This window comes from Microbacterium sp. C23T, from assembly GCF_053345975.1.
The window spans coordinates 1-17,143 of sequence record NZ_JBKFBD010000054.1; the positions used below are offsets into that span (position 1 = coordinate 1).

Below are 17,143 nucleotides of genomic sequence, written 5' to 3' on the forward strand. Positions count from 1 at the left end.
GCCCCGTGGGGTTGGGTGACGCGCGAGGCCCCGGGGGCCATCGGCCCCGGGCATCTTGTCTATCGAGGTCAGGAGACCAGGATCTCGAGCAGCCCCCGCATCGTCGATGCGACGAGCAACGGGTCGCTCTCGGACGTCTTCGTCGAGAACATCTCGGGCGCCCACCAACCGTCGTAGCCGGTCGACTTCACGGCGTCCACCCACTCCTGCAGCGGGATCGCTCCCCCACCGGGAACCACGTCGCGGTGCACGGTCTGGTCGGGAACGTCGTTCTCGCGGTCGAGGTCGAGCCCGTCGCACACGTGCACCATGCCGATGACCTCCCGCGGCAGCGCGGCGACCTCCTCGACGGTGTCGCCCGTCGTCCAGAAATGCCAGAAGTCGACGCACATCGTGACGTTGTCGCGACCGGCCTCCTCGATGATCCGCAGCCCCTGCGCGAGACGGTTGACGTTCGACCACGCCAGCGGCTCGAGGAAGAGCCCCACGCCGTGGGCCGCGGCGATGTCGGCGGCGGCCCGCACGTTGCGCGCGACGGCGGAGACCGCTTCGGCATCCGCCCGGCCGAGAGTGCCCCGGTAGCGTGGGTCGTTCTCAGCGAGCCTGCCTGCGCGGAAGTCCTTCGCCACCTCCCAGCTGACGGGACCGGTGCACACCTGCACGATCGGGGCGCCGAGCGTCGCGGCGACGTGTGAGAGCAGCTCGATCTCGGAGAGGAAGTCGTCGCGTCCCGCCCCGTCACGCTCGGCGTCGAGCACCGCGCCCACACCGGTCACCGTGAGTCCGTCGAGGTGCGGCAGCAACGACTCGGCCGTGAAGCCGGCATCGAGGTAGCGCGAGAGCTTCGGAGTCTGCAGTTCGATGCCGGAGAAGCCGGCCTCCTTCGCGATGCGGATGTCGCTCACGATGTTGCCGTGGAACGTCGTCGTGACGTTCATCGAGAGCTTGAGCACGGGGCAGGGTCCTTTCAGGGAGAGACGACGAACGCCGACGGCGCGAAGGCGTCGTCGGCGTTCGGGTGCGGAGGGTTCAGCCGATGAGCTCGCGCAGGCGCTGCAGCTGGAAGCGGGAGACCTCGTCGGCGGTCTCGTCCTCGGCGAAGACGTTCGAGACGATCAGCGCGTCGTCATGGTCGAGGTAGCCGATCTCCCGCAGCGCCCCGAACAGCTCGTCCCAGTCCACGTCGCCGTCGCCGATGCGCAGGTGCTGGTGGATGCGCGCCTCGTTGCCCGGCGGGTTCGAGATGTAGCGCAGCCCGTGCGAGCGGCGGTGATCGAACGTGTCGGCCGTGTAGACAGCGCCGAGGCGGTCTCCGAGCTCGGGCAGCAGCGTCGTCGCGCGGTCGCCGTAGTGGAAGGTATGCGACGCGACGTAAACGAAGCCGACGGCATTCGAGTTGAGCCCGCGCAGCACGCGCCACGCCTCGAGCCCGTCCTCGACGAAGTCGTCCGGGTGCGGGTCGACGTTGAAGCGGAGGCCCTCCTGCTCGATGAGGGGCAGCAGCTCCTCCATCGAGCGGTAGAACGCGGCCTCCGACTCCTCCGCGCGCTCGGGCCGGCCCGAGAACTCGGTGTTGATCACCGGGATCTCGAGCTCGACCGCCAGCTGGATGATCCGGCGGAAGTTGCGAACTGCGGCCTCGCGCTGCGGCTCGTCCGGCCATGAGATGCGCTGCACGGGAAGGATCGCCGGGATGCCGACTCCCGCGTCCTTCGCCGCCTTCTTGAAGGTCGCGACAAGGTCGTCGTCGGCCTTCGGGTAGCGGAAGAACGGCGAGAAGTCGACGTGCGGCGTGAGCTGAAGATGCCCGTAGCCGAGCCGCGCGGCGACCTCGGGGAATTCGAGCAGCGCGAAGTCGTGATGGTACGGCGTGGGGTCGAGCGCGATGCGGACCATGGTGTCTCCTGAAGCGTGGCGAGGGGTCAGGCGTAGAACGCCGGGCGGGCGGGTGCTTCGACCGGGACGACGCCGCCGTCGAGGGCCTTGACACCGGCCTCGCAGGCGAGGGCGACGAGGTAGCCGTCCCACGCGTTGGGCCCGTCGACGAGCGAGCCGCCGCGCACCGCGTCGACCCAGCGCTGGATCTGCTCGTCGTAGGCTCGGGCGAAGCGGGTCGTGAAGCTCACGTGGTCCTCGATCGAGAAGCGGCCGTCGCGCCACGTCTGCAGGCCCGACGGCTGGCCGATGCGCGCCAGGCCCTTCTCGAACACCGCCTCCGTGGCGACCTGATAGCCGAACTGCACGCTGACGTTCATCTCGACGTCGACGAGCACACCGTTCTCGAGCTCCATGATCACGAGGATCGGCTCGCGCAGGTGGTCGGGCGACAGCGAATTGCGCCGCGGGTACTTCACCTCGACGGTCTTGATGGGCGAACCCGCAAGCCACGGCACGACGTCGAACTCGTGCACGACCGAGTCGTTGATCAGCATCGGCTGCGTGTAGGTGTCGGGCACCGACGGGTTGCGGTGCGCGCAGCGCAGCAGCATGAGTTCGCCCGACTCGCCCGACGCGACCAGCTCGCGCAGCGCCTGATACTCGGCGTCGAAGCGCCGCATGAAGCCGACCTGGATGTGCGGCTTGTCGAGCTTCTGCTCGAGCTCGAGCACGCGCCACGACGACATCGAGTCGGGCGTCAGCGGCTTCTCGCACAGGATCGGCAGGCCGGCCTCGAGGGCGGGGACGAGCACCGGCTCGTGGAACTGTCCGGGCACGGCGATCAGCACGGCGTCGACCGCGTTCTCGGCGATGGCATCTTCGATGCGGGCGAAGGATGCTGCGCCCGGAGCGTTCGCCGCGGCCGCCTGGGCACGGCCCTGGTCGGGCTCGATGACGGCCGAGACGACGGCGCCGGCGATGCGGTTCGTGATGCGGGCGATGTGGTCGGCGCCCATGAGGCCGGCGCCGACGACGCCGATGCGGAGGTCGGTGGTCATGTCCTTGGTTCCTTCGAGAGGTGCGGTGAGGGTGAGGGTCATCAGTGGACCCGGGCGAAGTGCGTGCAGCTGAAGATGTGCTCGCGGGTGCGCTTGGCGATGGGGAACGGGTAGTCGACGTCGCAGCCGTACATGTCCTGCTCGACGATCGCGAAGATGTCGGGGTCGATCGCGGCGACGGCCTCGATGATCGGGGCGAGGTCGGGCACGCCGTGCGGCGGCTCGATCATGATGCCCTGGGTGACGGCATCCGCGAACGGCACGTCGTTCTTCAGCACGTCGAACAGGAGGGACGTGTCGACCTGCTTGAGGTGCAGGTAGCCGATGCGGTCGGGGCGCTCCTGGATGAGCTTGACGTTGTCGCCGCCGTAGTAGGCGAAGTGGCCGGTGTCGAGGCACAGGTTGGTGTAGAGGGGGTCCGTCTCGTCGAGGAAGCGGACGACTTCGCGCGTGGTGCCGATGTGGCTGTCGGCGTGCGAGTGGAACTGCTGCTTGACGCCGAACTCCTCGAGGAGGGCCTTGCCGAGGCGGTCGTGGCCGGCGGCGAGCTTGGCCCACTGCTCGTCGGTCAGGGTGCGCGACTCGAGCACCTCGCTCGTGGCGTCGCTGCGCCAGAGGTCAGGGATCACGACGAGGTGCTCGGCGCCGAGCTTCGAGGCGAGCCCGGCGACCGCGAGCGCCTGGTCCCACGCGCGCTGCCACTGGTCGTCGCCCTTGTGGAAGCCGGTGAACACGGTGCCGGCCGAGAGCTTCAGGCCGCGCGAGCCGAGCTCGTCCTCGAGCTGGTGCGGGTCGGTCGGGAGGTACCCGTAGGGGCCGAGCTCGATCCACGTGTAGCCCGCCTTCACGACCTCGTCGAGGAAGCGCTGCCAGGGCACCTGCTTCGGGTCGTCGGGGAACCACACGCCCCACGAGTCGGGAGCAGTGCCGATGCGCAGGCCCGCGCCCTGGTGCACGACGACGTCGGAGTCGGCGGGAATGGTGTCAGTCATGGTGTTCTCCGTTGAAGGGGGTCGATCAGGCTTCGGCAGGCTCAGCCGAGGAGGGGCTTCTGGCTCGCCTGCTGCGTGAGGTACTCCTCGCGCGCCTGCTGAGTGGATTCGAGGGTCGAGACCTCGGGCACCGGCACGTCCCACCAGCCGTCGCCGTCGGGCGCGTAGATGAGCGGGTCGCTGTTGATGTGGATGAACGTCGACCGATCGGATGCCTTTGCCTGCGCGACGGCCGCCTTGAGGTCGTCGATGGCCGACGCGCCGGGCTCGATCTCGATGACGTCGAGGCCGTAGCTGCGGGCGTTCATCGCGAGGTCGACGGGGAGGATCTTCTCTCCCTGGAAGTTGCGGGCCTCGCCGTCGTACTCGCGGTACCAGGTGCCGAACCGCTCGGAGCCGACCGTCTCGGACAGGTGGCCGATCGACGCGTAGCCGTGGTTCTGGATCAGCACGACGATGAGCTTGATGCCCTCGGCGACCGCGGTGACGAGCTCGGTGTTGAGCATGAGGTACGAGCCGTCGCCGACCATGACGATGACATCGCGGTCGTCGCCGTCGGCGACGAGGCCGCGCTTGGCGCCGAGTCCGCCGGCGATCTCGTAGCCCATGCACGAGAACGCGTACTCGACGTGGTAGCCGAGCGGATCGCGCACGCGCCACAGCTTGTGCAGGTCGCCCGGGAGAGAGCCGGCCGCCTGCACGATGACGTCCTCCGGGGCGCTGGCCGACTGCACGGCGCCGATGATCTCGGGCTGGCCGGGCAGCGCGAGCCCCGACGGGACGAACGCGGCGTCGACCGCAGCATCCCATTCCGCCTTCTCGCGGGCGATGCGCTCCGAGTACTCGCGGCTGATCTCGAAGCCCTCGAGCTCGATCGCGAGCTCGGCGAGGGCCTCCCGCGCGTCGGCGACGACGGGCAGCTGTGAGCCGTGCTTGTACGCGTCGAACGACGCGATGTTGATGTTGACGAACACCACGTCGGGGTTCTGGAACGCCGTGCGCGATGCCGTGGTGAAGTCGCTGTAGCGGGTGCCGATGCCGATGATGACGTCGGCGTCTGCTGCGAGCCGGTTCGCGGCGAGCGTGCCGGTCGCGCCGATGCCGCCGAGATTCTGCGGGTGGTCCCAGTTCAGGACGCCCCCGCCGGCTTGCGAGGTGCCGACCGGGATGCCGGTCGCCTCGACGAGCGCGCGGAGCTGGTCTTCGGCGCCCGAGTAGAGGACGCCGCCGCCGGCGACGATCACGGGGTTCTTCGCGCCGCGGATCGCCGCGACCGCGCGGGCCAGCGGGCCGCGCTCGGGCAGCGGGCGGCGGATGTGCCACTCGCGGTCCTGCAGGAACTCCACCGGGACGTCGAGCGCCTCGGCCTGCACGTCCTCGGGGAGCGCGATCGTGACGGCGCCGGTCTCGGCGGGGTCGGTGAGCACGCGCATCGCGGCGAGGGCGATGGAGTACAGCTGCTCGGGGCGCTGCACCCGGTCGAAGAAGCGCGACAGCGGACGGAACGCGTCGTTGACGGTGAGGCCGATGTCCCACGGCTGCTCGAGCTGCTGCAGCACCGGGTCCGCGACGCGGGTCGCGAACGTGTCGCTCGGCAGCAGCAGCGCCGGCAGGCGGTTGGTCGTGGCAAGGGCCGCGGCGGTGAGCATGTTCGCCGCGCCCGGGCCGACCGACGCAGCCGACGCGTAGGTGCCGCGGCGGCGGTGCATGCGCGCGTAGCCGACGGCCTGGTGCACCATCGCCTGCTCGTTGCGCGCCTGGTAGTACGGCATCAGGTCGGCGTTCTCGACATTGAATTGCTTCAGCGCTTGGCCGATGCCGGCCACGTTGCCGTGGCCGAAGATGCCGAACATGCCCGGGATCGTCCGCTCGCGGATGTCGCCGTCCACGGTCCACTGGTGGGCCAGGAACTCCACGAGCGCCTGGCTGACCGTCATCCGTCTCGTCGCGCCCATCAGCGGTCGCCTTCCTTGTCGTTCGTGTAGGGCAGGCGCTCGTCGAACGCCTGGCCGGTCCAGGTGTCGCGCACCCAGGCGTGCGCGGGATCGTCGCTGATCAGCCACTCCCGTTCGGGATCGGGGCCGGCCATGACGTTGAGGTAGTACAGGTCGTAGCCCGGAGCGGCGACGGCGGGGCCGTGGTAGCCGTAGGGCACGAGCGCGATGTCGCCGGAGCGCACCATCGCGTTGATGTCGATCTCGCCCGCCGGGGACGAGTACGTGCTGAACATGCCGAACGAGGTCTCGGCGGCAGCATCCGATCCGGCCACCGGCGCCGTCTCGAAGTAGTAGATCTCCTCGAGGCGCGACTCGTGACCGGGCACGTGCTCGTCGTGCTTGTGCGGCGGGTACGACGACCAGTTCTCGGCCGGCGTGATCACCTCGCACACGATCAGCCGCGCGGCGTCCAGCGCCTGTGGCGTGCCGAAGTTGTGCACCTGACGGCTCGAGCGGCCCGCGCCCCGCAGCTCGACCGGAGTGTCGGCCGCCGGGATGTACTGCCACTCCCGCGTCTCGGTCGTGGGCGCCTCGGTGACCGCGACGCGGCCGTGGCCGCGGATCTCGGCGGTGGTTCCCGCGGGAAGGTAGAGCACGTCGGTCGGACCGTCGAACACCGAGGCGCGGCCGTGCAGGCGAGTCTCCCACTCGCCGGGGAAGTGGCGGTGCACCACGTGGAACGAGCCCGCGAGCGGAACGACGATCCGCTCTACGCCGCGCTCGTCCAGGGTCAGGTGCTCGCCGTCGGCGAGGTCCGCCACACGGATGCCGGTGTGCTCCCACCCGGGAGTCGCCGCGTCAACGACGCTCTCCCACCCGTCACGGGCGAGGTCGCCTCGGCGATGGAACCAGCGCTGGTCCGAAGTGCTCATGTCGTGCTCTCGTAGATCGATTGTTGTCAACGGATGCCGCGGCCGCGAGTCCCCCCCGGATTCGCGGCCGCGAGTCGGGTCCCGGTCCCTGAGCTGGTCGAAGGGGCGCTTCGACGCGCTCAGCGACTGGGAGTGGGGTCAGTTGTTCTGGGGGAAGCCGAGGTTGATGCCGCCGTGGGTGGCGGGGTCGAGCCAGCGGGAGGTGATGGCCTTCTCTCGGGTGAAGAAGTCGAAGCCGTGGACGCCGTAGGCTTTCGCGTCGCCGAAGAGGGACTGCTTCCAGCCGCCGAAGGAGTGGTAGGCGACGGGGACGGGGATGGGCACGTTGATGCCGATCATGCCGACTTCGACCTCGTTCTGGAACCGGCGGGCGGCGCCGCCGTCGTTGGTGAAGATCGCGGTGCCGTTGCCGAACTGGCCACTGTTGATGAGGTCGAGGCCCTCGTCGTACGAGGAGACGCGGACGACGGAGAGCACCGGTCCGAAGATCTCCTCCTGATACGCCCGGCTGGTGGTGGGGATGTCATCGATGAGGGTGGGGCCGAAGAAGAACCCATCCTCATGCCCGTCCACCGTGTAGCCGCGGCCGTCGACCACGATCTTGGCCCCGTCGGCTTCGGCGATGTCGACGTAGGAGGAGACCTTGTCGCGGTGCATGTCGGTGATCAGCGGACCCATATCGGGCTCGACCCCGTCCACCCCGGCCCCGTTGCCGATGCGCAGCTTGCCGATGCGGTCTTGGATCTTCGCGATGAGGTCGTCGGCGACCGATTCGACGGCGAGGACCACGCTGATGGCCATGCAGCGTTCCCCGGCGGCACCGTACCCGGCGTTCACGGCCTGGTCGGCGACCAGGTCCAGGTCCGCGTCGGGGAGCACCAGCATGTGGTTCTTCGCACCCCCGAGCGCCTGCACCCGCTTGCCGTGCTTCGAGGCGGTCTCGTAGATGTACTGCGCGATCGGGGTGGACCCGACGAACGAGATCGACGCGACCTCCGGGGAGGTGAGCAGGCCGTCGACAGCGAGCTTGTCACCCTGCAGCACCGTGAACACCCCATCCGGCAGCCCCGCCTCCTGCCACAGTTCGGCCATCCACAGTGCCGCGGTCGGGTCCTTCTCGGACGGCTTCAGCACGACGGCGTTGCCGGCGGCGATCGCGATCGGGAAGAACCACATCGGCACCATCGCCGGGAAGTTGAACGGGCTGATGATCCCGACCACCCCGAGCGGCTGCTTGAGCGAGTACACGTCGATCCCGGTCGACGCGTTCTCACTGAACGCGCCCTTGATCAGGTGCGGGAACCCGGTCGCGAGCTCCACGACCTCCTGGCCGCGGAGGATCTCGCCCATCGCGTCCGAGAGCACCTTGCCGTGCTCCGCGGTGATGATCTCGGCGAGCTCCCGCTTGCGGGAGTTGAGCAGCTCGCGGAACGCGAACAGCACCGTCTGCCGCCGCGCGATCGAGTACCCCTTCCACACCTGGTAGCCGGCCACCGCCGACGCGATCGCCGCGTCGATCTCGGCCTGGTCGGCCAACGCGACCCGGGCCGACACGGCGCCCGTCGCGGGGTTGAACACCGGCGCGGTGCGGCCGGAGGTCGAGACGCGCTCGGCGCCGTCGATCCAGTGCGAGATCACGCGGACGTCGGCGTCGACGCCGGCCTGCGCAGGAGTGGTCTCAGTGCTGCTCATGGGGATGTTCCTTCTCAGGGGTGGGGTTCAGAGGTCGGTGTGGACGAGGCCCGCCGCGATGTCCACGGCAGCGGCGACGTCGTCGTCCGGCGGATACAGGAGGGTGCGACCCACGGTCAGACCGCGGACGCCGGGGAGCGACAGCGCGTCCTCCCAGGCGGCGAAGGTCTCGTCGGGGTCCACGCCGGCGTCGCCACCGAGCAGGAGCGTCGGCATCGTGGTGGCGGCCATCACCCGTTCCATGTCGTCGACGACGGGCAGCTTCATCCAGGTATAGGCACTCGAGGCGCCGAGACCAGAGGCGATGGCGATCGACAGGATGACGGCATCCGTCGACAGGTCGTTCACGATGCGGCCGTCGACGCGTCGGCTGAGGAAGGGCTCGAGCATGATCGGCAGGCCCGCGGCCGCGGCCTGGGTGACGGCGTCCGTCATCGCGGTCAGGGTCGCGACGGTGCCGGGGTCTTCGAGGTCGACGCGCACGAGGGTCTTCGCGAAGTCGATGCCGGACGCGACCATGGCGGGCACGTCGTAGGCCGTCATCCGGTCGTCCATCTCGAAGGACGCGCCGCGGAGACCGCCGCGATTCATGGATCCGACGATGATCTTGTCGTCGAGCAGGCCGAGCGCCGCGAGGTCGTCGATGATGTCGGGCGTTCCGAGCACGCCGTCCACCCCGGGACGGCTGAGCGCCGTCGCCAGACGGTCGAGCAGTTCGTAGCGGTCGGCCATCGCGGTGGGGTTCGACCCGACTCCGAGCGCGCCGCGGGCGGGGTGATCGGCCGCGACGATGAAGAGGCGCCCGTCACCGCGGAGCACCTCGCGTCGGCGGCGGTCCGCGAGTGCCGCACCGATGATGGCCGGCTGCGTGGCACGGATGTCACGGAGGCGCGCGAAGTCGTCCGCGGTGAGGAACTGCGTCATCGGGAGACTCCCGTCTCGAGGATCGCGGCGACCTCGGCCTCGGTCGGCATCGCGGTCGAGCATTCGAGCCGCGACGCGACGATGGCACCGGCGACGTTCGCGAAGCGGAGGATGCGCTCGAGGTCCCATCCGGCGAGGAGCCCGTGACACAGGGCGCCGCCGAAGGCGTCTCCCGCACCGAGTCCGTTCACCACGTCGACCCAGTACGGCGGCACGACGACCGACTCGTCGCGGGTCTTGGCCAGCACGCCCTTCGGCCCCTGCTTCACGATCGCGAGCTCGACGCCGCGCTCCAGCAGAGCGTCGGCGGCGCGGTCGGGCTCGGTCTCGCCGACGGCGACCTCGCACTCCTCGCGGTTGCCGACGGCGACCGTGGCGTGCTCGAGCGCTCGCGCCACCTGGACCCCCGCCTCGGCGGGGTCTGCCCAGAACATCGGACGGTAGTCGAGGTCGAAGATCGTGTGACCCGTCGTGCGCGCCTGCAGCGCGGCGTGATGCGCGGCACGACTGGGCTCCTGGCTGAGACCGGTCGCCGTGAACCAGAAGATGCGCGCCGACCGGACGGCCTCGAGATCGAGATCGCCGGGGGCGACGTCCAGGTCGGGAGCCTTCGGCTCGCGGTAGAAGTACAGCGGGAAGTCGTCGGGCGGGAAGATCTCGCAGAACGTGACCGGCGTCTTCAGCGTCTGGTTCACTCCGACATGACGGTTGTCGACGCCCAGACGCTCCAGCTCCGCGAGCAGGTAGCGCCCGAACGGGTCGTCGCCGACGCCGGCGATGAGCGCGACGCGGCGGCCGTGGCGGGCGGCGGCGACACTGACGTTCGCTGCGCTGCCGCCGAGGAACTTGCCGAACGTCTGCACCTCTTCGAGCCCGACTCCGGACTGGAGCGGGTAGATGTCGACGCCCAGACGCCCGAAGGCCAGTACATCGAGGGGAGAAGTGTTCTCGGTCATACTCCGCTGTACAACTCTCTGCGCGTCCCATGGGCTGCGCATCGGTGGATCATTTGTCCTGACAATAGCACAAGGCAGGACTTGTGCAACACCTCTGCGTGTGTCGTCGACTGACAAAGTTCGATCGATGTACCATTGTCGGGACATTATGCTGTCGGGACTTGGAGTGAGTGATGGCGGACAACGTGGTCAAGATCGACGATCTGCTCGCAGGCTTGGACCGCACCGGCCCTGTGCCGCTGTATTTCCAGGTGTCCACTGCCATCGAGCAGGCGATCCGATCCGGTGAGATCCCCGCCGGCGCACGCCTCGAGAACGAGATCGCCATCGGGCAGAGGGCAGGCCTCTCACGACCCACGATCCGCCGCGCGATGGAGGAGCTCGTCGACAAGGGGCTCCTCGTGCGCCGGCGCGGCATCGGCACACAGGTCGTGCAGGGCCAGGTGACCCGCCAGGTCGAGCTCACGAGCCTCTACGAGGACCTCAAGAGCTCACAGCACGAGCCGGGCACCCTCGTGCTCGAGCACGACACCCGGCCGGCCGATCCCGCCACCGCCGAAGCGCTGCGGGTTCCGGTCGGCTCCGACATCGTCTACCTCCGCCGGCAGCGCTCCACCGACGGGGTGCCGGTCGCGGTCCTGACGAACTATCTCCCGCTCGAGTTCTCCGACATCACCACGGAGCAGCTGCAGCAGAAGGGTCTCTACGAGATCATGCGCGCGCGGGGCGTCACCATCCGCGTCGCGAACCAGAAGATCGGTGCGCGCCGCGCCCACGGCGACGAGCCGGGGCTGCTCGACATCGACAAGGGCGGCCCGGTCCTCACCATGGAGCGCGTCGCGTTCGACGCGTCCGGCCGCGCCGTCGAGTTCGGACACCACTGCTACCGCCCCGACATGTACAGCTTCCAGACGACGCTCGTCGCGAAGTAGCGCACAGGCGGGACGGATGCCTCGGCCCGAGGCATCCGTCCCGCTGTCGGCTTGTCAGCGCAGGGCGTTGTTGCCCTTGTAAGCGGGCTTGAACTGCCCGGCAGCCTTGCCCTTGGCTGTGCCGTTCACCGCGGACTGCGTGTCTCCGAAGACCAGCGTCGCGTGGGCGGCGGCATCGGCCAGCTGCTCGAAGATCACGTCGTCGATGTTCGCGGAGGTGTCGCACGCCTGGTGGTAGCAGGGGTCGAACGCGACTCCGGCGGTGCCGCCGAACTTCACGGCCTGCTCGGGCGACTTGATGTCCTCGGCACCCGAGAACAGGCCGCCCGCGGGGATGCCGGCCTGGATGAACGCGAAGTAGTCGCTGCGTCCGTCGAATGCCGTCGGCTCGGTCTGCAGGTTCTTCGACGCGAAGTAGGTGTCGAAGACGCCCTCGATCACGTCGGACCCGTTCGGGCCGACGGTGCCGAAGCCGCTGCCGTCGCCGTCGTACACGAACCGGCCGCCGTTCGGCGAGCCGAGCATGTCGAAGTTCAGGTTGACGAGATGCTGCTTGATCTGCGCCTTGCTGAGTTGCGACACGTAGTACGTCGAGCCGATGAGGCCATCCTCCTCGCCGCCCCAGAACGCGAACCGGATGCGGTTCTCGGGCTGGATGCCGAGGTTCGACAGCTGCAGCGCCGTCTCGATCAGGGTCGCCGTGCCCGAGCCGTTGTCGTTGATGCCCGGTCCCTCGGGAACCGAGTCGAGGTGCGCGCCCACGACCACGGTGCGGTCGGCGCGGCCGCCAGGGGTGTCGGCGATCAAGTTCGCCGTATTGATCGTCGTGGCGGTGGTCACGACATTCATGCGCATCACGAGGCCGGCCGTGCCGACGAGTTCCGCGCCCACATCGAACGAACTGCTGACGACGGGCACAGGGGTCTGCGTCCAGGTCGCCGAGCTGAGTGTGCCGCCGAAGACGCCGAACCTGTCGTCGTTCGGGTCGGTGTTGCCCTGGTTGAAGATGATCACGCCGGTGGCGCCCGCGGCGACCGCGTTCGCGGCTTTGACGCTGAAATCGCAGGAGCCACGCTGGATGAGCGCGATCGACCCGATCGGGAACCCGGCGAAGTCACCCGACTCGCACCCGCTCGTCGACGCGCGGTCGCCCGAGAGGTTGACGTCCACCGCCCGCACCGCCGCCGTCACCGCACCCGTGCCGGTGAACTCCATGGGGTAGAAGGCGTCGATGAACGGGTACGACGTCGCGGCCGGCGCCGTCTGGTCGAGAGTGGAGCCGTCGTACTCGATGAACGAGTACGAGAACGGCTGCCGGCTCACGGTGTAGCCGGCGTCCTCCAGCGTGTCCTGCACGTAGTCCAGCGAAGCCGCATAGCCCGGTGTGCCGGCGGCGCGCGTGCCGCCGTTCGCGTCGGCGATGCCCTGCAGCGCAGACAGCTGGGACGTCAACCCGCCGATCGTCACCGCCTGGGTGAGGGCGGACGTGTCGGGGGCGGGCGCGGCCAGCGCCGGGGCGCCGACGGCTGCGACGGTCAGACCGCCGATGATGAGGGCGGACGCCGCCACGGTGGCCCGGCGTCGGTTTCGATGCATCACTGGTGCTCCTCGTATCCGAGTTGGGGGAGGAGGCGCCGAGTGTGGCGTCACGCGGGAACCTACCGCGCCGAGCGCCCGGACGGAAGGGGCCGGGTCAGCGGGTGACGAGGTCGCCGCTCACGTCGTAGGCGCGCAGCCGGCCGCACATGCCGAATCCTCGTTCGCCCTCGAGCGACGGCGCCTGGGAGACCGCAGCCGAAGCGAGGTACCCCGCGTCGCCGGCGGCGAGCGCCCGGGTGATGTCGAGGCTGTGCGCGGCCTGTGCGGCGGGACCTCGCTCGACGATGCCGGTCCAGTCCGCGGCGCGTCCCTGCACCAGCCGGGCGGCTGCCGCGTGGAACTCCTGCAGGGGCCCGAGGTCGCCGGCCCGCGCGGCGTCCCGCAGGACGAGGAACCCCTCGACCGCGAGATCGCGCCGTCGCGCCGCCGCCGCGGCCCGTGCCTCCAGCGGCTCAGCCGGGAGCGCTGCGGCTGCGGCGTACCGCGCCGCGTCGGCGACGATGTCGGCCGGGAAGGTCATCACGGCGTCGCCCGCCTCGGGAAGCCCCGCGTTGCCCATGACCACAAGCACCTCGAGTCCGCCGTGGTTCACCGCACGGTGGATCGTGCCGGGGGTGAACCACACCACGGAGCCCTTGCGCAGCTTGGTCTCGCGCAGTCCGCCGGGATCGAGCGTGTGCAGCTCGCCGTGCCCGCCGATCACGACGTAGCACTCCGTCGAGGCGAGATGCATGTGCGGGCTGCCGCCGCGGAGGCCGTCGGGAGCGAGGTCGTCGTACACGTCGAGCAGGGTCACGGAAGTGGCGCCGGGAAACGTGGGCGCGGTGTCGATCACGAGAAGCTCCTCTCCCTCTCGATTCAGATTAGGACCGGTTGGAGGATGCCTCGGAGCACGTCGGCGAGCGGCTCCGCAGCATCCGCTCCCCCATCGGCGATGCCGACGGCGTACCGGAACCGCGCGGTCTCGCCGGGAGCGACGACGACCTCTTCGCTGAAGAAGGGCGCGGGATTCAGCGCGGCGAACTCCTCGGAGCGCGCGAACCACTGCGGCGGGTGGTGCGGGTTGGCCGCGTCGTCCAGCATGAGCACGAGCGACGTGGCGTCGACGTCGTCGTGGCGGCCGACGAAGCCCATCCACTCGAAGCGCGCGCCCCGCACGTCGTCGCCCGCGCCGGAGGCGCCGGGCGCGACGAGCGTGCCGTCGGTGAACGAGCGGGGTCCGCGCCAGAACAACCCGCCGTAGCCGGCGTTCTCGCGTCCCTTGGTCGTCGGGGAGCCGATGGCGATCGGTGCGCCCGACACGTTGGTCAGCTGCGTGTCGAAGGTGAGGGCCCACGCATCGTCCGACACGATCTCGGCGGTCAGCGCGCGCTCCTCGGTGAACAGCACGTCCCCCGCCTCCGTGATCCATCGCAGCCCGTGCGCGACCGTGGCACGCTCGCCCGCTTCGAGCTCGAGGGCCCCGCCGTGCTGCTGCACGCCGTTGTTCGGCAGCTGCACGTAGAACTGCCCGTGGACGTAGGTGGGGCCGCCCCAGAAGTTCTCGTCGTTCACGACCGGCAGCGCCCAGGCGATGCCCTTGTGCCACACGTGGTCGTGCGGACGGAAGAGGCTGACGACGTCGCCACGGCGCGTGCGGATCGGGTGCAGATAGGGCTTGGGTGACTCCAGGGGCACCGTCGCGGGCTGATACACGTAGGTGAAGAGGTCGACGTCACCGTCGCGGACCGTGACCGCGGAGCCGATGTCGTGCGTGATCCGCAGCGCGCTCATGCGAGCACCTCCTTCACAGGAGCCCAGGGCACCATCCCGCCGCTCATGGAGCGGACGAAGGGATCCTCGCCGCGCAGCTCCCCCGCCTGGACCGCGGCCCCACGGAACGCGGAGGCGTAGGTGGCCGCGGCGAACTCGAGCGTGTGCCGCGCTTCGGCGAGGTCGACGCCGGGAGCCTCGCCCGCCTCGAGAGCGTCGAGGATCGCGCGGATCTGGTCACGGTGCCCGCTGGTCGCCCCGCTGTCCAAGCCCTCCGCCCAGCGGGTCGCGAGATGCTCGTGGCCTGGCGCCGGGGTGAAGGTCCAGTCCTCGCTGGTGTACCCGTACAGGTGGCGCACCTCGACGGACGCGAACTCGAAGTCGAACCGCAGCCGCGAGGTCTCGTGCGGCGAGACGAGCGAGTTGACGACCGTCGCAAGGGCGTCGTTCTCGAAGCGCACCAGCGCCATCGAGACGTCCTCGGTGTCGGTCGGTCGCAGCTGTCGTGCGGCCAAGGCGGACACCAGCGACCAGCGGCCGAAGATCGCGAACAGCAGATCGAATTGATGGATGCCGTGGCCCATGGTCGGGCCGCCGCCCTCGACATCCCATCGCCCGCGCCACGGCACGTCGAAGTACTCGTCCGGGCGATACCACAGGGTCTCGCAGGTGGCGACGAGGGGCCGGCCGAGGTCACCCCGGGCGACGAGGGCGCCGAGGTGGCGAGCGGCGGCGCCGAACCGGTGCTGGAACACCGTGAGCACCGGCACGCCGGTCTCGGCCTGCACCGCCTCGAGCTCGTCGACCTCGCCGAGCGTGAGCGCGGTGGGCTTCTCGACGAGCGACGGCACGCCCGCGCGCATCGCCTGGATCGCGAGCGGCGTGTGCGTCTGCGGCGGCGTGCACACGTGCACGAGGTCGAGCTCCTCGTTCGCGAAGAGATCCGCCGCGTCGACGTAGACCCGGTCGATGCCGAAGCTCTCGGCGAAGGCGGCGGCGCGCGCACCGTCGAGGTCGACCACGCCGGCGATCTCGACGCGGGGCGAGAGGGCGTTCAGGGCGTCGGCGTGGGCGTGGGCGATGCCGCCGGTGCCGATGATGCCGACGCGGAAGGGTGGGCGGGGTGTGGACATCGTGTCTCGGTCCTTCGTGGTGGGGGCGGGACGGCAGGCGCGGCCCGGGACAACTCGAGCCGCGCCTGCCGAGTCAGGTCACTGATTGAGGACGACGTCCATCTCGGTGAAGAACTGGTCGACGGCTTCATCGACGGTGATCGTGCCGAAGTTCAGCTCGATGCCGATCTGGCGGAACTTGTCCTCGATGGTGCCGTAGCCGGTCACCGGGACCGGCGGCGCGTCGCCCAGCCGGTCGGCGATGGACTCCTCGTAGTCGGCGATCTGCTGGTTGATGCCGTCGAGGCTCGCGCCCGACATCGCCGTCTCGGAAGCCGGGAACCCTCGGTTCGTGCCGAAGACCTCGCCCGTGACCGGGTCGTTCACGAGGAAGTCGATGAGGATCGCGGCGGCCTCGGGGTGGTCCGTCCCCGCGGACGCCGAGAGCAGCATGCCGGCCTTCTTGTAGAGGTCCTTGGCGCCCTTCTTCGTCACCGGCGGGGCGGTGATCTCGAGCTCGGTGTACGGCTCGCCGAGGTTGGCGAGGTAGCTCACGCCGAAGCTGTCCCACGTCATCTCGCTCGTCTGCTGCGCGGTGTCGAAGCCCGTCATCGGCATCGTCTCCTCGAGACGCTGCTGCGGGATGGTGATGCCGTCGCGCAGCTCCTGCCCGGACTCCCAGTAGGCACGAAGCTCGTCTTTCGTGAAGTTCACCTCGCCGTCGTCGGTGAAGAGGTCCTTGCCCTTGGCCCGCTGCTGGATCTCGAAGCTCTGGATGCGGCCGGTGTAGTCCGCCCCGCCCCAGACCTCGACGCCCTTGGCCTTCGCGGCGTCGGTGACCTCCGCCATCCAGTCGTTGTAGTCCTGCCAGTCGCCCTCGTCGAACGGCTCGACGCCGATCTCGTCGAGCAGCACGCTGTTCTGGTACATGCTCCACGCATTCGTGGAGATGGTGATGCCGGTGGTGGCGCCGTCGATCTGTCCGATCTGGAGCACGTTGTCGGGCAGCGGCTCGGTGTCGATGAGCGAGCCGAGATAGGGCGTCAGGTCGAGGAACAGCCCGTTCTCGGCATACTGCCGGAGGTAGTTGATGTCGGTCTGCATGACGTCGGGGAGCCCGCCGCCGGCCGCCTCCGTCTGCCGCTTCTCCCAGTACTCGGGGAAACCGAGGAACGACGTGCTGACCGTGATGTTGGGGTACTCCTCGTGGAAGGCGTCCAGCACCTCGTCGTACAGCTCGGCGCGCACGTCGTTGCCCCAGAACGCGAAGTCCAGAGTCACCTTCTCGTCGGGGTCATAGGTGGGTGCGGTGTGGGGGGGGGGGGCCGGGGCGCCGGCGCGGGCCGGGGGGGGCCAGGCGGCCGGGGCCCCGGCGGGCG

15 protein-coding genes are annotated in these 17,143 nt (G+C 69.6%); 1 reads left to right on the top strand and 14 read right to left on the bottom strand.

Annotated features, from left to right (window positions below; all coding sequences use genetic code 11):
* Positions 1-68: 68 nt before the first annotated feature.
* From ACLBXX_RS20160 to iolC, 9 genes are all read right to left on the bottom strand, one after another.
* The gene (locus tag ACLBXX_RS20160) at positions 69-953 is read right to left on the bottom strand and encodes a sugar phosphate isomerase/epimerase family protein (protein ID WP_447659478.1); all 885 of its coding nucleotides are present in this window, start codon (positions 951-953) and stop codon (positions 69-71) included.
* A 76-nt stretch (positions 954-1,029) separates the two neighbouring features.
* On the bottom strand, positions 1,030-1,896 hold the full coding sequence (locus ACLBXX_RS20165; RefSeq protein ID WP_447659479.1) for a sugar phosphate isomerase/epimerase family protein: 867 nt from the start codon (positions 1,894-1,896) through the stop codon (positions 1,030-1,032).
* Between the two features lie 26 nt (positions 1,897-1,922).
* Positions 1,923-2,936 (bottom strand): Gfo/Idh/MocA family protein, encoded by a 1,014-nt coding sequence (locus tag ACLBXX_RS20170; protein ID WP_447659480.1) that lies wholly within the window; start codon positions 2,934-2,936, stop codon positions 1,923-1,925.
* Between the two features lie 41 nt (positions 2,937-2,977).
* Positions 2,978-3,928, bottom strand: coding sequence for a sugar phosphate isomerase/epimerase family protein (locus ACLBXX_RS20175; protein WP_447659481.1), 951 nt, complete (start codon positions 3,926-3,928; stop codon positions 2,978-2,980).
* Between the two features lie 41 nt (positions 3,929-3,969).
* Positions 3,970-5,883, bottom strand: a complete 1,914-nt coding sequence (gene iolD, locus ACLBXX_RS20180; RefSeq protein ID WP_447659482.1) for a 3D-(3,5/4)-trihydroxycyclohexane-1,2-dione acylhydrolase (decyclizing) — start codon at positions 5,881-5,883, stop codon at positions 3,970-3,972.
* A complete protein-coding gene (gene iolB, locus ACLBXX_RS20185) occupies positions 5,883-6,797 on the bottom strand; it encodes a 5-deoxy-glucuronate isomerase (protein ID WP_447659483.1) in 915 nt (304 codons plus the stop codon). The genes iolD and iolB overlap by 1 nt, the downstream gene beginning before the upstream one ends.
* Positions 6,798-6,935: 138 nt before the next feature.
* A complete protein-coding gene (locus ACLBXX_RS20190; protein ID WP_447659484.1) occupies positions 6,936-8,489 on the bottom strand; it encodes a CoA-acylating methylmalonate-semialdehyde dehydrogenase in 1,554 nt (517 codons plus the stop codon).
* Positions 8,490-8,516: 27 nt separating this feature from the next.
* Entirely contained in the window at positions 8,517-9,413 is an 897-nt protein-coding gene (locus ACLBXX_RS20195; RefSeq protein WP_447659485.1) for a class I fructose-bisphosphate aldolase, read from the bottom strand.
* A complete protein-coding gene (iolC, locus tag ACLBXX_RS20200) occupies positions 9,410-10,369 on the bottom strand; it encodes a 5-dehydro-2-deoxygluconokinase (RefSeq protein ID WP_447659486.1) in 960 nt (319 codons plus the stop codon). The genes ACLBXX_RS20195 and iolC overlap by 4 nt, the downstream gene beginning before the upstream one ends.
* 173 nt (positions 10,370-10,542) lie before the next feature.
* Between iolC and ACLBXX_RS20205 the strand changes: the two genes are divergently transcribed.
* Entirely contained in the window at positions 10,543-11,301 is a 759-nt protein-coding gene (locus tag ACLBXX_RS20205) for a GntR family transcriptional regulator (protein ID WP_447659487.1), read from the top strand.
* Positions 11,302-11,355: 54 nt separating this feature from the next.
* Here ACLBXX_RS20205 and ACLBXX_RS20210 read toward each other — a convergent pair whose 3' ends face one another.
* The 5 genes from ACLBXX_RS20210 to ACLBXX_RS20230 all read right to left on the bottom strand — a co-directional run.
* Complete coding sequence (locus tag ACLBXX_RS20210; protein ID WP_447659488.1) at positions 11,356-12,897, bottom strand: M20/M25/M40 family metallo-hydrolase; 1,542 nt, start codon at positions 12,895-12,897, stop codon at positions 11,356-11,358.
* 97 nt (positions 12,898-12,994) lie between these two features.
* Positions 12,995-13,735: a cupin domain-containing protein gene (locus ACLBXX_RS20215; protein ID WP_447659489.1), complete on the bottom strand. Its 741-nt coding sequence runs from the start codon at positions 13,733-13,735 to the stop codon at positions 12,995-12,997.
* 23 nt (positions 13,736-13,758) lie between these two features.
* Entirely contained in the window at positions 13,759-14,673 is a 915-nt protein-coding gene (locus ACLBXX_RS20220; protein ID WP_447659490.1) for a DUF6807 domain-containing protein, read from the bottom strand.
* The gene (locus ACLBXX_RS20225; RefSeq protein ID WP_447659491.1) at positions 14,670-15,785 is read right to left on the bottom strand and encodes a Gfo/Idh/MocA family protein; all 1,116 of its coding nucleotides are present in this window, start codon (positions 15,783-15,785) and stop codon (positions 14,670-14,672) included. The genes ACLBXX_RS20220 and ACLBXX_RS20225 overlap by 4 nt, the downstream gene beginning before the upstream one ends.
* 78 nt (positions 15,786-15,863) lie before the next feature.
* Positions 15,864-17,143 (bottom strand): ABC transporter substrate-binding protein (locus tag ACLBXX_RS20230; protein ID WP_447659492.1); only part of this gene is annotated, 1,280 nt, incomplete at its 5' end.

What these genes read in the sequence shown, in the direction of transcription:
- ACLBXX_RS20165 (WP_447659479.1), bottom strand. Translation starts at nt 1,896, where the DNA reads ATGGTCCGCATCGCGCTCGACCCCACGCCGTACCATCACGACTTCGCG.
- ACLBXX_RS20170 (WP_447659480.1), bottom strand. Translation starts at nt 2,936, where the DNA reads ATGACCACCGACCTCCGCATCGGCGTCGTCGGCGCCGGCCTCATGGGC.
- ACLBXX_RS20175 (WP_447659481.1), bottom strand. Translation starts at nt 3,928, where the DNA reads ATGACTGACACCATTCCCGCCGACTCCGACGTCGTCGTGCACCAGGGC.
- iolD (WP_447659482.1), bottom strand. Translation starts at nt 5,883, where the DNA reads ATGGGCGCGACGAGACGGATGACGGTCAGCCAGGCGCTCGTGGAGTTC.
- iolB (WP_447659483.1), bottom strand. Translation starts at nt 6,797, where the DNA reads ATGAGCACTTCGGACCAGCGCTGGTTCCATCGCCGAGGCGACCTCGCC.
- ACLBXX_RS20190 (WP_447659484.1), bottom strand. Translation starts at nt 8,489, where the DNA reads ATGAGCAGCACTGAGACCACTCCTGCGCAGGCCGGCGTCGACGCCGAC.
- ACLBXX_RS20195 (WP_447659485.1), bottom strand. Translation starts at nt 9,413, where the DNA reads ATGACGCAGTTCCTCACCGCGGACGACTTCGCGCGCCTCCGTGACATC.
- iolC (WP_447659486.1), bottom strand. Translation starts at nt 10,369, where the DNA reads ATGACCGAGAACACTTCTCCCCTCGATGTACTGGCCTTCGGGCGTCTG.
- ACLBXX_RS20205 (WP_447659487.1), top strand. Translation starts at nt 10,543, where the DNA reads ATGGCGGACAACGTGGTCAAGATCGACGATCTGCTCGCAGGCTTGGAC.
- ACLBXX_RS20210 (WP_447659488.1), bottom strand. Translation starts at nt 12,897, where the DNA reads ATGCATCGAAACCGACGCCGGGCCACCGTGGCGGCGTCCGCCCTCATC.
- ACLBXX_RS20220 (WP_447659490.1), bottom strand. Translation starts at nt 14,673, where the DNA reads ATGAGCGCGCTGCGGATCACGCACGACATCGGCTCCGCGGTCACGGTC.
- ACLBXX_RS20225 (WP_447659491.1), bottom strand. Translation starts at nt 15,785, where the DNA reads ATGTCCACACCCCGCCCACCCTTCCGCGTCGGCATCATCGGCACCGGC.